This window comes from Coprococcus hominis (ex Arizal et al. 2022), from assembly GCF_040094675.1.
GTDB classification, from domain to species: domain Bacteria; phylum Bacillota; class Clostridia; order Lachnospirales; family Lachnospiraceae; genus Coprococcus_C; species Coprococcus_C hominis.
Map to the genome: position 1 here is coordinate 12,053 of NZ_JBBNHG010000038.1, position 13,788 is coordinate 25,840.

The following is a 13,788-nucleotide window of genomic DNA, read 5'->3' on the forward strand; positions in this document are numbered from 1 at the left end:
CGGGACAGCCCTCTTTGTATGACTTGCTATTACATATTTGCTACAACGTACTTTGTAAGGCTCTCGATGTTGTAGAAGTGCTCCTTTGCAACACCTGTCATAGCTACGCCGTAAGCAGAATCGATACAAGCGATAATCTCCAGGGAATCAACAGAATCAAGTCCAATTCCATCACCAAACAATGGAACTTCATAATCTAATTCTTCCTCAGGGATTCTAAGATTCTTTGAAAGCATTCCTTTAATGTTCTCAGCGATTTCTAACTCTTTTTCGTTCATTCTATGTATCCTTCCTTTTCTTATATTTTACCCCGAATCAACGGGTATATTTTAAGAGTGTTTCCACTCCAAATATCATGATTGTTTCTTCACACCGTAGGTATCACGCAACTCATAGATCCTGTCTCTGCAGACGCCTGCATATTTTTTGAGGACAACCGATGGTCTGCCTTCTTCGTTTAAATCCATCTCGACCGGCTTGCCGACGATAATGTGCATGCGATGGAAGACCTTAAATTCGCCGTCGATCACAACTGGTACAACCTGCGCCTGTGCCTGTCTCGCAAGCATCAGAAATCCTGGCTTGAATTCATCCATCACTCCGGTATGGCTCGTATGTCCTTCCGGGAATATGTAGATCGGGCAGCCCTCATTCATCTTCTCCAATCCCATCGACAGCCAGCTTGTATCCATCTCCTGACGGTTCATTGGGATATATGGAAGATTGCGGAACAACCAGTTAATCTTCTTCTTATCATACCAGTCCCGCGCAACAAAGGTATGTACCCTATATTTACCAAACAGTCGTGTCATATAGAACCCATCCACATGACTTGTGTGATTGGAATAAACAACACAGTTGCCTTTTTTCAACGCATCTTTCGTTGCCTTTTTGTCTTCCCACGTTACCTTGGGCGGGTACAGGATACGGATTACGCCATTCGCGATCGCAAAGGCAAGCTTCGCTGCAAATCTCTTTAGTATCTCCACGTTCTACACCAGCTTTCCGTAAGGTCCAACCTCCGGGTTGTCCCAGTTCATATTGATTGCCATCTCGAATGTACTGTGTCCAAGCAACGGTCGCTGCAGCTTGTTCCACGTACGTTCCGATAAACAGCCTTCCCTTGCATATTCGTGACCAGCCTCTTTGAATTTCTCCAGATAGCGTGCCACCTTCTCTGCAAACCCCTGCTCTGAGAGTGGACCCCCCTGCGGTGCCAGCACCGTTGTGTATTTTCCCTCGCCGCAGATCCGGTCAAACTCTGCAAACACGGCATCGTAACAGTTGTCTGTCACCTCATAGCCGCATGTGGATACTAAAATCAGTTTCTTCTTTTCGAGCTCCGGATACCGCATGTTATGCAGGAACCGATGATTCTCCTCATCGCCCGGATTCCCGCGATACTCCTGTACATAGCAGATCATACGATCCGTAAATGCCTTCAGCTTTGAAGGCAGTCCAAAGAAATAAAGCGGAAAGCTCTCAACAATGATATCGCTGTCCATCACCATCTGCCGCAGCTCATCCATATCATCGTGGATACAGCACTGCCCCGGTGTCGTCTTCCAACAGACAAAGCACCCATGACAATGGTCAATCCTTTTGTCCTTCAATGCTACCTCACAGACTTCCGTGTCCGCTCCATATTCTTCCACCATGCCTTTGACAAATGCATGGGCAACTTTGAGGGAGGAGCTATACTCTCCACGCAAGCTTCCGTTAATCAAAAGTATCTTCATCTTCGCTCACACTTTATCTTCTAATTTTGTTGTGTTCTCCCTGCATACATCTAATTAACATTGGTATACGCGTAGAAAAGCACTGTGTTATTTTCGCATATATTCCAAGTTCCTACAAGTGTCAAAAAACGGAATGTGTATATTTTTTACACATTCCGCCTAATTTGCACAACTTTTTTTAATTGTTCTTATTCACCAAATACCCGCTTCATCACCGGATCTTCGCGAAGCACCTGTTTCGCCTTCTCCCGGTACTTTGCTTCATGCAGATATGTGTAACGATTCGGCTTGATCTGCGGTGCCATATCGATTGCCGACTCGTAGTCTGCGCGATTCAAGCCAAGTGTCGATACGAAATCCCAGAATCCGGTATCCTCGAAGATCTTATTGACACGCACATACCGGTGATCCTGTACAACTGCCATCACATAGGTGGCGATTCCAACCTGCACACCGTGGAGCTGTGGCACCTCCAGCAGCTTATCCAGCGCATGGGAGATCAGATGCTCACTACCGCTCGTCGGCGCACTGCCACCTGCGATCTCATTTGCAATTCCGCTCATCGCCAGCGAATCAACCAGCTCCTTCAGGAAGAGGTTATCCTGAATACTCTCAAATGGTGTCCGCACGAAGCTGTTGACCGCCTTCTTCGCAATCATTACCGCGAAATCATTCACCTCGGACACGCCATGCTCCGCCTCAAAAATCCAGTCGTACAGTGCTGTGATCTTCGATACCATATCACCGATACCGGAATATAAGAACTTCGTCGGTGCGGACTTCAATACATCCGTATCCACCACGATTCCATATGCCATGCGTGCTGGCACAGACGTACGCTTGCCATTTACCAGAAGTGATGCACTTGCCGAAGAAAATCCATCACTCGATGCCGATGTCGGCATGCTGATAAACGGAAGCTTCCGCAGATAAGCGGCATATTTTCCGGCATCAATGACCTTGCCGCCGCCGATGCCTAAGATCACCTGTGTCTTCGCGTCGATTGTAAATGCCAGATCGATGATATCCTTGATATCCGTTGTGTCAAGCTCACAATACGAAAGCACCTCGATATCCGCCTCGGAAAGGGAATCCATTACCGTCTTTCCGAACATCTCCACAAGTCCATTTCCAAAGAATACAACCGCTTTCTTAAATCCGCTTGACTGCAGATATTTTCCTACGTTTCCAAGTGTTCCGCTCCCAATCTTCAAGATTGTCGGGATTGCAATATGAGATCCTGCCATGTATATACCCTCCTGATTCTTCTCTGCTTATTTATTATTATAATTCTTGTTCAAATTATTCAACAGCACCTGTCCGACGCCGTCCACCGCGGCTATCGCTTTCTCCATCAGTGCGACCGGATCCTGTTCCACACGACCGCGTATCCATTCAACTGCATTTTCCGAAAGCATCTTCGCGAGTATATAAGATGTATCCTTGATTGCCTGTTCCTTGTATGTGATGTCCGGATTTTGCACCATCTCTTTTTCTGCGTACGCCTGCACGCTCCGGTAAATGGAGCCATAGCTGATTTCTAACAGCTGGTCACCAAACGAGTCCCGTCCCATTGACTGGTAGAGGTTTCTTATAAAGTTTTCGTTCTTCTTTCCATACTGTCCCATGAAACGCAGGTTACTCTTCCACGAGTTCTCCAGATTGTCCTCATCTAAGACAAATAATTTCTTCGCCTTTGTGACGACAATCTCCTCTAACAGTGCATAGATATCCTGATAGTGATAGTAAAATGTATTCCGTGTAATTCCGATATAATCGGTTACTTTTTTTACAGTGATCTTATCGATCGGCATCTGCTTGGACAATTCAATAAATCCATCCATGATCGCCTGCTTTGTAAATTTAGACATGCCATCTTCCTTCCTGTATAAAAACCAGATCTTACAATTCCTAAATCATTGTTTCTTCGTACCCGTTATACCTGCCGCATTTCTCCCAGATACTCCTCACACTGTTTCCGGGCAAATGCCTGCAATTCTTCTCCGTATTCCAACCGCAGTCTGCACAATGCGCGCTTTGCCTCCTGCACATAGGCAATGTACGCTTCCCGGTCTGCGAACTTCCGCTTGCCAAAAAGCACTGCCTGCATGTAGCCCGCAACATCGTCTTCCTTCAAAAAGGCACGCAGGGCAAAATCCCAACGCTCATACCATGCGTCCGTCCCGATCTCGCCGCCTGTCAACAGATCCTCCGCTTTCAGGAACCGTGGTACAGCTGCAAGCAGCCTTGCAATTTTCGCTTCCCGGTCACCGTCGAGTGCTAAAATCTCCAGGCTTCCACAATCATCAAACACGCCATTGCCAAGACGCAGGTCAGCAAATCCATCGATGCCCTCTGCCACAACCTCTGTCAGATGTTCACAGCGTGCAAACGCATAGTCATCCAGAAATCGAAAATTTTTTCCAAGGCGCACCTGCTTTAAATTTTTCTTCTCATAACACGCCTTTTTCCCAAGCTCGGAAACTGGAAGGATGCGCGTGTAGCTTCTTCCCTGTATATCAAACAGCGTAACCGGAAGCTCATCCGGGATGGTCAGAACTTCCATATCGCTGTCGATATGCTCGATTCGGATGCGGTCACCATCCAGCATCGCCAGCCCCTTTTTTATAATACATGTAAATGAATTCTCCTCATAGAGGCAGCTAAATTCATCCTGTGTCATACGTTATCCCTCGCTCAAAAGCTTTTTATCTTCCATACAGAGTCTGCAGGTGATCTGCATGGTATCCCCGGCATCCACATACCGAATTGTACCACCATTTTCATCGACGATCCGCTGGATGATCTGTGTTCCATACCCATGCGAGCCGCGATCCTCTTTTGTCGTCTGATATCCTATTCCTGCTTCATTCGCATGCAGCTTCTGACTGCTGTTCTTTGAGTTCTGTAATTTCAATTCCAGCATCTGCGCCGCAGGATCTTCTGCGATCACAACCTGAATCTGTCTGGTCTCCGTCTGCACACATGCTTCGATCGCATTGTCCAGCAGATTCATCACGAGGCTGACCAGCGACATCTCGTCCATACGCAGATTTCCATTTAAGGTTCCCTGCACATCACAAGTGATCTGTTTATGCTCTGCTTCCTGTATTTTCTTCTGCAATACAAGCTCCAGCAACTGTCCATGCGTGACCGTTCCCATATTCTCACGCATAACCTGTACAAGCCACTGATACTTTTTTAATTCATGATTCATCTGGCGATATGACTGGTTCTGTTTTACCACATCGACATATTGCTTCTGCATCTGCCCGATGCTTTGCTCCAGCCGTTCACACTCTGCCTTTGCCCGCTGCCGCTCCCGGTAATAATGCACCTGCACAAAGGCAACGCCCACAACCAGCAAGGCAAACAGTCCAATCCCCACTGTTTTTTCCATTTGCATTTCTCCCTGTATCTGTATTACACATGCTGTTCTACCATACGCATGTACTGTTCATGAAATGATGTCCGGTATGTCCGTCCAATCGGAATCTCCGTACCATTTGACAAAATCACGCTTTCCCGCATCACAGTATCAATATAATTATAATTCACAACATATCCGCCATGACAGCGCAGGAAATTTCTTCCGAGAAGTTTCATAATCTTCGTCAATGACTGATAACATTGGTACGTTCCCTGTGCTGTGTGAATCTGCACAATCCGATCCTGTCTCTCGGCATATATAATATCTGCCTGCCGGATATACATCATCTTTCCATGATTTCTAAGTTCAATAATTTCATGGTCTTCCTGATCACAATAAATCTGTATCGCCTTTTCCATCGCACGCGGCAACATCTTCTCCTCGTTTTGCTTTAACACAAAATAGCAGTGGATCGTATCATACACTTCCGGTGCAAATTCCAATACCCATGTCAGATAGATGATCTGGCACAGCGGCAGCTTTTTATTTAACTCTTTGCTTAATGTAATCCCGTTGAACTGCCGGTTTTCATACTCGATATCCATAATCGCAATATCACATTTTATATCCTGCACCTCCAGTCCCAGATGCATCTCCTGTGGTGTAAGAATCGTAATGTCTTCCTCCTGAACACATTTGCAGGAAAGTAATATTATTTTCGCGCGCTCGGCATCCATTCGTTCATCATCACATATAATAATCTTCATCGTAATAATCGTTCCGTTCCTTCGTATTTCTCTTTCAGCGGCGAACCGTAGACTGCGGAAGCAACACACAGATCTGCCGTTCTCTTCCTTTTTTCCGCAGTTGTTTACTGCCATCATATTTGCCGATCAGTGCATCCGCAAGTGCCTGTTCCTTTTTGTGCGGTACTCGTTTTCCCGTCACATAGTCAACATCCAGAAACAAACTGCCCTTCCGCTCACTCACTGTAAGCTGTACAAATGCGTCCGCCTCTTCAACAACTCCTGCAAATGCCGTCTCCAGCATCGCATCCACAATTACCGTTACATCCAGTTCCGCCTTATCCGTACATTGCAGCGGTTCCACGACTGCCTCAAACAGCAGCGCACGTGCCTGTGCACGCTTCGCATAATCCGCCACGACTGCATCTAGTGTAACATTTCCACTCAGGTTCTGTCCATAGACAAATGGCTGTTTTGCAAGTGCTGCATAATGCATCTGACTTTCCGCCTGTAATTTTTGCAGCGTTTCCTGCTCCCGTTTTCGCCATACGATATCAAGTTTATTATACACATATGGCACATAATTACAAACCATAATCAAAGATACAACCCACACGATACCCAGTGCCAGTACCTCGTACCCTGCAATTGTATTTTTCCGCAACTGATCAATCAGCTTCCAGCGGGATGCCAGAGACACATACGAGATAAACGTGTAGCCAAATACAATCCGTTTGTAGATATACCCGCTTCCCTCATACTCCTGCTTGAACATTTTCTTTAAGAAGAGTGCTGAGAGAATAAATGCCAGTGACATCACTCCAAACACCAGAATGCATGCCCGAACCGGTGCAACCGGTGTAAAGCTTACTAATTTTGTCAGATCTTCATTCAAATCTGGAGATGCGTAACCGAAAATGGAAAATAACAGACTGGTCATGCCCTGTTCCAAAATCAAGATACAGTAATTGCGCCAGAAGCATCCTTCGTTATTGATTACAATTAACAATGCCAGCATCAGGATTTCTGTCAGTCCGCTATAAAGCCAAAGCTTCTCTCCATGATAAAACATCAAAACTTCGTAGATTTCAAAATACCCGACAATCATAAACAGAGACAGCAGACGCATCCATATGCTCCGCCGTCTCCGCTTAATCAAAACCATGCACGTTATAAACAACCACACGGAAATCTCTAGCCCCAGTGCCAACACAGAAAATAATTCTTCTACCATAGTACCCCCACAATTTATCCCTTTGTTTCTTCCTTCTGTACCTGATTTGGAAGCAGCACACAAATCTGCCGTTCTTTTCCTTTTCTTCTGATCTGTTTACTGCCCTCATATTTTCTGATCAGGGCTTCTGCAAGCGTCTGTTCCTTCTTGCGCAGGATTCGTTTTCCTGTCATATAATCGACATCCAGAAACAAACTGCCCTTTCTCTGTCGCACGGTAAACTGTACAAACGCATCAGCACCTGTCGAGACATGTGTAAATGCCGTTTCTAACATCGCATCGGCGATTACCGTCACATCCAGCTCTGCCATATCCGATATATGTACCGGCTCTACGACAGCATCAAACAAAAGCGTTCGTTCCTGCGCACGCTTCGTATAATCTGCCACCACTGCATCCAGCGTCACATTTCCACTCAGTGTCTGTCCATAGACAAACGGTGCTTCTACCAGCCGCTCATAGTGGCGTTCACTCTCTGCCAGCATCTGTGCCAGCATCTGCTGTTCTTTTTTCTGCCATCTGGCTTCTGACCGGTTATAGACATACGGAACATAATTGCATAAAATCACAATTCCTATGATCCACACCACATACAAAACAACAAAATTACTGATTTCCACATCGCCCTGTCGTATCCGGTCAATCAGCTTCCAGCGCGAAGCAAGGGATACGTACGCGATCAGAATATACCCGATCATGATATTCCGGTACAGACGTCCATCCCCGGTATATTCCTTCCGGAAAATGAATTTCAGAATAAGTGTTGCAATGACACAGCACACATTCATCAACCCCAAAATCAAAAAGTTCGTAACAGATATTGGAAGTGGCTGGAATCCGATAATACTCAGCTGGTACTCCTGCAGCTTCGGAAATGGCAGCGCCGCCATTGTAAAAAACAGACTTCCAACACCCTGTTGTAACACAACGATGCAGAAGTTTCTCCATAGATTTCCCTCGTTATTCACGGCAACAACCGTCATCATGACTGCAATCTCCACGAGTCCTGCCGGAAACCACGCTACCTCACCGTGATAACTCATCAAAAACTCATACAGTATAAAATATACCATCAACACAGCCCACATGCCTGCATGAAACAGAAACGATCTCGGTTTCCGTTTCAGCAGGAACATGGAGCTTAAAAACAGCCACGATCCAGTTACAAACCCTAACATAACAAGCTTATAAACATTCTCTGTCATACCAACAACCTGTTACAGCGCCTTCATCCGGTCAATTGCCTTGACTGTATTCTCATAGGTTCCAAATGCAGTCAGACGGAAATATCCTTCGCCGCTTGGTCCGAATCCAGAACCCGGTGTACCAACGACATTTGCCTTCTCTAACAGATAGTCAAAGAACTCCCATGAGCTCATGCCATCCGGTGTCTTCAGCCAGATATATGGTGCATTCACACCACCGGATACCGAATATCCGGCACTCTTCAATCCATCAAAGATATACTTTGCATTCTTCATATAGTATGCGATCTGCTCGCCAGTCTGCTTCTTTCCTGCCTCAGAATACACAGCTTCACCGGCTGCCTGCACAATATACGGAGCACCGTTGTATTTTGTTCCATGGCGTCTTGCCCAAAGTGGATTCAGGGCAACACCATCTGCGGATTTTAACTCCTTTGGAATCACTGTAAATCCAAGTCTTGTTCCGGTAAATCCGGCATTCTTCGAGAAGCTTCGAAGCTCGATTGCACAAGTCTTTGCACCGTCACACTCATAGATGGTATGTGGTACATCCGGCTCACTGATATATGCCTCATATGCAGCATCGTAGATGATCACTGCATGCTTTTCGTTTGCGTAATCTACCCATTTCTGCAACTGATCCTTCGTGATCGTTGCACCGGTCGGGTTGTTCGGGAAACACAGATAGATGATATCCGGTGTCTCCTCTGGAAGTTCTGGTGCGAATCCATTTTCTTCCTTACATGGCATGTAGATCACATCGCTCCAAAGACCGGTTGTTGCATCATACGTTCCGGTTCTTCCTGCCATAACATTCGAATCTACATAAACCGGATATACAGGATCGCAGACAGCGATCTTATTGTCAAGGGAAAAGATCTCCTGAATATTTCCGGAATCACATTTTGCACCGTCACTGACAAATACTTCGTCGATTGCGATGTCAACACCGCGTGCATTGTAATCGTTCTTTACGATCGCACTACGCAAAAACTCATAACCAAGGTCAGGTGCATAGCCCTTAAATGTCTCCTGCACGCCCATCTCGGATACTGCCTCATGCAGACGGTCGATGATTGCCGGTGCGAGTGGCTGGGTTACATCACCGATACCAAGACGGATGATCTCCTTGTCAGGATTTGCCGCCTGATACGCACGTACTTTCTTGCCGATGGTTGAGAAGAGGTAACTTCCCGGAAGCTTCAAATAGTTGTCGTTTACTTTAAACATGTCTTTTTCCTCCTAAATTGTACAATATACATATTCTTATACGAGTTGCCCGGATTATACAATTCTCCGCAGACGCGCTCTCGCTCAGTTCAACACGCAGTGGTACTAAACTCGTGCCAGACAAGCCGGCACTCATTAAGTACCAGCGTGTTTCAATGGTCTGCTTGAGAATTGATAAATTCGGTCAACTCTATTAACATTTTCTCTAAAATATAATATTATAAATTTCTAATCAGTCTCCATTATATTCTATCCGATTTTGCAAACAAAATATATGTTTTCGTAAACTCTGCCTTGTCTGGATTATAATCCCTATACTTCAATTTCACCATCGAAGACGACCTTAGCAGGGCCTGTCATGTAGATGATGTTCGCGTCGCGGTCCCAGCGGATGATAAGCTCGCCGCCAAGCAGCTTCACTGTCACTTCATCTTCTGTCTTGCCATTTAAGATGCAGGCAACGGCAGTCGCACAGGTACCGGTTCCACAGGCAAGTGTCTCGCCGGTTCCACGCTCCCATACACGCATCTTCGCATACGTCGGGCTGACTAGCTCGACAAACTCTGCATTGACACGACGCGGAAAGATTGGATTGTTCTCGAACAGCGGTCCTACTTCCTCCAACGGGAAGTTGTCGACGTCGTCCACGAAGCTCACACAATGTGGGTTACCCATGGATACGCAGGTAATGCGGTATTCTTTTCCCGCTACCATGATTGGATAATCCTGCACGATATCCCCTGCATCCGGCAGATCCACTGGTACGTCCTCTGGTGCAAGAATCGGGGCTCCCATATTGACACGCACAAGTTCTACTGTCTTCCGTCCGTTTTTCTCCTCATCGCCAAATGTAAACTCCAGATATTTAATACCTGCCAGCGTCTCGATGGACACGGAAGTTTTATCCGTCAGCCCATAATCATACACATACTTTCCGACGCAGCGGATGCCGTTTCCACACATCTCACTCTGCGTGCCGTCCGCATTGTACATATCCATCTTGAAATCCGCCACCTCCGACGGCTTGATCAGGATCAGTCCATCTGAGCCAATTCCGAAATGCCGGTCTGATACCCGCACTGCAAGCTCCGACGGATGCTCTACTTTTTCCTTGAAACAATTGACATAGACATAGTCATTGCCAAGCCCTTCCATCTTCGTAAAATGAAGACGCATATGCTCACCTTCCATCTTTTTTTCGTTTATTTTATATTTTACTCGTTTTTCCAAACTAAACCACTGAAATTTTACCATAAAAAAAAGGAGAGTGCAACGCACTCTCCAATAGAATCTCGATATCGTCTATTTATCCGTCAAATAAATAAACAGCCGGCTTCATTATACTGTGAATGTAAGATCTAAATAATACATATACTGCCCTTCCACGATCTGACCGTCCACGGCACTGACTCCAAACAGATATCGCTCTTTTCCCCCTTCTCTCGTAGATCCATAATACGCCCATATCGGAATCACATTACATTTTCCATCCGTATAACACACATAGACATAATTTAGCTCCACCCGGTCTATCATTATCTTATGGACATCTGCATAGGCATTCGTCTTTTCAAATTTCTGCATATAGTTCTGCGCCGCTGCATCCACCTGTTCCAGGGTAAGAACACTTTCAATTCCGATTCCGGTCTCTTCCACGTCATATGGCGCTGACTGTATATCTGCCACAGCCACGCCGTCAACATCTACCGCAACCGTGATCACCTCTTCCGAAGCCGGCAGTTGATTGGCAATTCCAAATGTAAAATTATATGCACCGGGTGTCCCAGCTACCGGAATTCCATCCCTCGTACGAGTGTAACTAAAGCAGTACGCACAATCGTTCAACGTACTCGGATTCATAGATGCGGCATCTTCATTTGCAACGAGTTTTGCTCCAATACCGGTTTCAAAGCATGTGAAATCGTCATATCCAAGTTTTGCAAGAAACTCATCGGCCTTTGCCTCCGCCTCTCTTATATCCAGCCCCTCCACGGCATCTTCCTCTGTTTTCGGCCGCACTGTAATTTTCGCTTCATACGAATACATATCATACCGCATGTAACGCATGCTGGAATAAGGATATGCATTCGAGTCATAATATGCACATGTATATACATACGGGATCTCATCGATTTCACCATCCACGCGAGCAAGACTCGTCGTGATTCCATCTGCAATCTCATATGTATAAATAGCCTTTCCTGTTTCCTCTGTGACCATTGACTCATCCCGTTGATCTGCAAGCCAGTCCTCCGTTTCCAAATCCGACTGAATACCATTTTCCCATATTGCATGAACGGAACTGTTCTCCGTATCTGTCTGTAACTGTAATTCCTGCTGTCTTTGAAGTAATTGATTCTGTCTGTTTGCAAGCTCCTGCTGACTGCACACCTCATACGGTTTGACCTGCTGCAAAGTCCCCTCGTCAAATATTGTATAGACATGCTCCTTTAGATATGCCTCATCCACTTCCACAGGTTTTGCCCCATAGCAGTGACTTTCTGCAAGCTTTCCACCGCCTGTCGCATCGGCATCCACCGTGAATGTGATTCCGGAATCACTGATAAGCTCATAGGTCAGATGTCCTGTAATATCTGCATCTGCAGATGTATCACTCGCCAGCTCGTCGTTCTTCTGGTAGTCCTTCGCCAGTTCATCGCCCCGGTCTTTTCCGCAGCCGGCAAGCGCCAGACATGTTACCCCTAAGAAGATCACTTTATTCCATCGTCTCATGATACTATCCTCCCCTTTTTATAGATCAAACGGATTTGCTACAACCTTGGAATACACGCCCTCGATAATCTGTCCATCCACCGCACTGACTCCAAACATGAAACATTCCCGCGGTGAAGCATCTCCACTGTATCTTTCTTGATATGGATTTTGTTCAAACTGATATCCATAGTATGCCCACACAGGGATCATATTGTAGTTTCCATCTGTATAACGCACATAGGCATAATTTAGCTTTACATGTGTTATGATGATCGCCTGTGTCACATTCTTCGTGATATAGTCCGGTTGTTTATATTCACTCATATATTTCTGAGCGGCTGCATCCACCTGTTCAAAGGTAAGATAGGACGTGATACCGGTTCCTTCTTCCTCTAATTCATATTGATTTGCCTGTATCTTCACAGTTGCAACGCCCTGTGCATCCACCGTAACATCGATGGTCTCCTGCGGAGCTGTCAGCTCCCCCGATACGCCAAACCGTAAATCATTGACACCTGCTGTAACCGCTGCAGAAATCCCATCCACCTTCCGGCTATAGGAAAAGCAATACCAGTGATCAATCAGATTGGCACTCATCGTATCAGGGTCTTCGTCCCTTTCCCTATAAGCACCAATCTCCGTTCCACAACATACAAAGTCTCCATATCCAAGCTTCTGTAAAAATGCATCTGCAACCGCCTGTGCATCCGCCTCACCCAGATCCGGGATTTCATCCCCGTCCTCCTTCGGTCGCACAAGGATCTGCTTCCGATATCTGTCGTACCGCATATATAAGGTAACCCAGTTTACATTTTCTTCGCTGTCCGAAGCCGCCCGATAATACGTTTCATATACATATGGCAGACCATCGATTTCACCATCCACTCTTGCCCGGCTGATATCCTTACCTTCTGCATCGACATAGCTATAGGTTTTCTGGTTGGTTGCTGTAACCGGTATTCTCGGATCCACTTTTTCTTCCCCTGTCAAAATTGTATGCGTCGCCTGTCCCTTCGTGTCCATACTGCAATTCAACTCACTCATATCCGCAAAATACCCATACCTCCAGATCTCAGAAACGGCATCCGTCTGGGATGCCGGTTGTTGATACACCTTGTCTATCTCTGCCCAAAGAGCATCTCTTCGGTCATCCATCTCTTTATCTGTACATACCATATATGGTTTTACCGACTGTGCCGTTCCCACATCAAATACCGGATATACCTTTGCTTCCACATACGCGTCATCGAGCACCTGTGGTTTTGCTCCATAGCACCGGCTGCCAGAGAGCCGCTCGCCTCCTGTCACATCGGCATCGACCGTAAATGTCACATTGTTATTTCCGGCAACCTGATAGCTTATATTCGTTGGTTCTCCCGCCTCAAATGTACCTCCCTCAGCATTTTTCTGATAATCTGCGCCAACATCGCCCCGTTTTTTTCCACATCCGGTTAATAGCGAAAAAAACATTCCTATGCATAGCACTTTTATCCATCGTTTCATCTCGGATTCCTCCCCCTTCTGATTTGATGGTTTCAGTGTAGCATAG

The 13,788-nt window shown here is 46.0% G+C and carries 14 protein-coding genes; all 14 read right to left on the reverse strand.

What is annotated here, in order from left to right:
- Positions 1-29: 29 nt before the first annotated feature.
- The gene (locus AAAT93_RS11355; RefSeq protein ID WP_021984116.1) at positions 30-278 is read right to left on the reverse strand and encodes a phosphopantetheine-binding protein; all 249 of its coding nucleotides are present in this window, start codon (positions 276-278) and stop codon (positions 30-32) included.
- 75 nt (positions 279-353) lie between these two features.
- A complete protein-coding gene (locus tag AAAT93_RS11360) occupies positions 354-989 on the reverse strand; it encodes a lysophospholipid acyltransferase family protein (protein ID WP_021984117.1) in 636 nt (211 codons plus the stop codon).
- Positions 990-992: 3 nt separating this feature from the next.
- On the reverse strand, positions 993-1,739 hold the full coding sequence (locus tag AAAT93_RS11365) for a flavodoxin family protein (protein ID WP_227573422.1): 747 nt from the start codon (positions 1,737-1,739) through the stop codon (positions 993-995).
- A gap of 188 nt (positions 1,740-1,927) precedes the next feature.
- Positions 1,928-2,986 carry an iron-containing alcohol dehydrogenase family protein gene (locus AAAT93_RS11370; protein ID WP_118373974.1) on the reverse strand — a complete coding sequence of 353 codons (1,059 nt, stop codon included), beginning with the start codon at positions 2,984-2,986 and terminating at the stop codon, positions 1,928-1,930.
- Positions 2,987-3,013: 27 nt separating this feature from the next.
- Entirely contained in the window at positions 3,014-3,610 is a 597-nt protein-coding gene (locus AAAT93_RS11375; RefSeq protein WP_021984120.1) for a TetR/AcrR family transcriptional regulator, read from the reverse strand.
- A 65-nt stretch (positions 3,611-3,675) separates the two neighbouring features.
- A complete protein-coding gene (locus AAAT93_RS11380) occupies positions 3,676-4,422 on the reverse strand; it encodes a hypothetical protein (protein WP_021984121.1) in 747 nt (248 codons plus the stop codon).
- A gap of 3 nt (positions 4,423-4,425) precedes the next feature.
- Positions 4,426-5,139: a GHKL domain-containing protein gene (locus AAAT93_RS11385; protein WP_196021322.1), complete on the reverse strand. Its 714-nt coding sequence runs from the start codon at positions 5,137-5,139 to the stop codon at positions 4,426-4,428.
- Between the two features lie 23 nt (positions 5,140-5,162).
- Entirely contained in the window at positions 5,163-5,876 is a 714-nt protein-coding gene (locus tag AAAT93_RS11390) for a LytR/AlgR family response regulator transcription factor (RefSeq protein ID WP_182428826.1), read from the reverse strand.
- Positions 5,877-5,910: 34 nt separating this feature from the next.
- Complete coding sequence (locus AAAT93_RS11395) at positions 5,911-7,089, reverse strand: hypothetical protein (RefSeq protein ID WP_147341757.1); 1,179 nt, start codon at positions 7,087-7,089, stop codon at positions 5,911-5,913.
- A gap of 14 nt (positions 7,090-7,103) precedes the next feature.
- Positions 7,104-8,294 carry a hypothetical protein gene (locus AAAT93_RS11400; RefSeq protein ID WP_021984125.1) on the reverse strand — a complete coding sequence of 397 codons (1,191 nt, stop codon included), beginning with the start codon at positions 8,292-8,294 and terminating at the stop codon, positions 7,104-7,106.
- Positions 8,295-8,306: 12 nt separating this feature from the next.
- On the reverse strand, positions 8,307-9,524 hold the full coding sequence (locus tag AAAT93_RS11405; protein WP_216508072.1) for an LL-diaminopimelate aminotransferase: 1,218 nt from the start codon (positions 9,522-9,524) through the stop codon (positions 8,307-8,309).
- Positions 9,525-9,836: 312 nt separating this feature from the next.
- Complete coding sequence (gene dapF / locus AAAT93_RS11410) at positions 9,837-10,715, reverse strand: diaminopimelate epimerase (protein WP_227573423.1); 879 nt, start codon at positions 10,713-10,715, stop codon at positions 9,837-9,839.
- Positions 10,716-10,862: 147 nt separating this feature from the next.
- Positions 10,863-12,257 (reverse strand): DUF6034 family protein, encoded by a 1,395-nt coding sequence (locus AAAT93_RS11415; RefSeq protein WP_227573424.1) that lies wholly within the window; start codon positions 12,255-12,257, stop codon positions 10,863-10,865.
- 18 nt (positions 12,258-12,275) lie between these two features.
- Positions 12,276-13,742 (reverse strand): DUF6034 family protein, encoded by a 1,467-nt coding sequence (locus tag AAAT93_RS11420; RefSeq protein WP_227573425.1) that lies wholly within the window; start codon positions 13,740-13,742, stop codon positions 12,276-12,278.
- Between the last annotated feature and the right edge of the window lie 46 nt (positions 13,743-13,788).

Bases quoted from the DNA above. Each gene is read 5' to 3' on its own strand.
- AAAT93_RS11415 (WP_227573424.1), bottom strand. From the start codon at position 12,257: ATGAGACGATGGAATAAAGTGATCTTCTTAGGGGTAACATGTCTGGCG.
- AAAT93_RS11405 (WP_216508072.1), bottom strand. From the start codon at position 9,524: ATGTTTAAAGTAAACGACAACTATTTGAAGCTTCCGGGAAGTTACCTC.
- AAAT93_RS11355 (WP_021984116.1), bottom strand. From the start codon at position 278: ATGAACGAAAAAGAGTTAGAAATCGCTGAGAACATTAAAGGAATGCTT.
- AAAT93_RS11385 (WP_196021322.1), bottom strand. From the start codon at position 5,139: ATGGAAAAAACAGTGGGGATTGGACTGTTTGCCTTGCTGGTTGTGGGC.
- AAAT93_RS11395 (WP_147341757.1), bottom strand. From the start codon at position 7,089: ATGGTAGAAGAATTATTTTCTGTGTTGGCACTGGGGCTAGAGATTTCC.
- AAAT93_RS11390 (WP_182428826.1), bottom strand. From the start codon at position 5,876: ATGAAGATTATTATATGTGATGATGAACGAATGGATGCCGAGCGCGCG.
- AAAT93_RS11370 (WP_118373974.1), bottom strand. From the start codon at position 2,986: ATGGCAGGATCTCATATTGCAATCCCGACAATCTTGAAGATTGGGAGC.
- AAAT93_RS11365 (WP_227573422.1), bottom strand. From the start codon at position 1,739: ATGAAGATACTTTTGATTAACGGAAGCTTGCGTGGAGAGTATAGCTCC.
- AAAT93_RS11375 (WP_021984120.1), bottom strand. From the start codon at position 3,610: ATGTCTAAATTTACAAAGCAGGCGATCATGGATGGATTTATTGAATTG.
- AAAT93_RS11380 (WP_021984121.1), bottom strand. From the start codon at position 4,422: ATGACACAGGATGAATTTAGCTGCCTCTATGAGGAGAATTCATTTACA.
- AAAT93_RS11400 (WP_021984125.1), bottom strand. From the start codon at position 8,294: ATGACAGAGAATGTTTATAAGCTTGTTATGTTAGGGTTTGTAACTGGA.
- dapF (WP_227573423.1), bottom strand. From the start codon at position 10,715: ATGGAAGGTGAGCATATGCGTCTTCATTTTACGAAGATGGAAGGGCTT.
- AAAT93_RS11420 (WP_227573425.1), bottom strand. From the start codon at position 13,742: ATGAAACGATGGATAAAAGTGCTATGCATAGGAATGTTTTTTTCGCTA.